At 64.8% G+C, this 985-nt stretch carries 2 protein-coding genes; both read right to left on the bottom strand.

Annotated elements, in window-relative coordinates:
• Positions 1-225: 225 nt before the first annotated feature.
• Positions 226-435, bottom strand: coding sequence for a hypothetical protein (locus tag AC1DVA_RS28670; protein WP_476808169.1), 210 nt, complete (start codon positions 433-435; stop codon positions 226-228).
• A complete protein-coding gene (locus AC1DVA_RS28665) occupies positions 432-806 on the bottom strand; it encodes a hypothetical protein (protein WP_476808168.1) in 375 nt (124 codons plus the stop codon). The genes AC1DVA_RS28670 and AC1DVA_RS28665 overlap by 4 nt, the downstream gene beginning before the upstream one ends.
• Positions 807-985 lie beyond the last annotated feature (179 nt).

The following is a 985-nucleotide window of genomic DNA, read 5'->3' as shown; positions in this document are numbered from 1 at the left end:
GCGCGGCACAGCCGCTCGTCTTCGATACTATCGCTATCAAGTGTAAGGAACGCCTCCATCAAAAAGGCGCGGCACTTACGATAATTGCCCATGGCGAGCATGCTGATGCCAACAGGTGAACGCTCGACAAAATAATTGAGAGCAATTCGACCCACCGACGGCTCACTCTTACTCCACCATGTCGGCCGTCTCTCGCATGCTCCGCACGAGCGGCGCCTCGCGCCGTTAGCGGGTTTCTGGTTCACGGAAGAACAGCTCCTGCCATCCAGCTTCCGTCATCGGGCTCTGGCCATCCGTCTCGTCGAACGCGATATCGGCTCCAGCCTCGACGCCGTCCCTTTCTGCATCGCTCAGCGGGTGGGCGCTGATATCGTAGCGCACGCTATTGCTGGCGCGTGTCTCCAGTTTCGCGATGCGCTGCGACAATCGCGTCATGGCGCCGGCCTCGCTGCGCTAGCAATGATGGCGGCATTCAACGCGGCGTCGGACATCAGCGTCACAGCGCGGCTGCCCGGCGTTTGATCGAGCCGGTCACAAGGCTCGGCATCTGAAAAGAGCGCCATCAGCTCAGTGTCGGAAAGCCCCGGAACATCGCTCCACCGCGCTTCCGGCAACTCAGCAGGCCCGGGCATCACGCCCATGATGATCGGATCGCCTCGCTTCACGGCCTCAGCCGCGAGCGCGTGCTCGTAGGCCTGCTGGAGCGCCTCCGCCGACCGCTCCCAGAGCACGAAGGCGATGGCTGGTCGATTGCCGCCGGCATACCTCCGCTCCAGCACCCTGAGGCGGCGTTGGAGGGCCGTCATGTATCCGCCCTCATCGCGGCGCGGACTGCTGCAACGGCGCGAGGGGCGTAGCCAGGCTGCCCGATYAGCTYGGCACWGATCTGCTCCGCCCAYTCGGGGGCGGCGAGCACCATCGCAATTGCGGCGTCGCGCGCGGCCTTCGACCGGTGATCCGATACGGGACGGCGCCGGGCCTCCAG

It is taken from the genome of Allobosea sp. P4_C6, from assembly GCF_056402015.1.
This window is presented reverse-complemented; position numbering and strand designations above follow the sequence as displayed.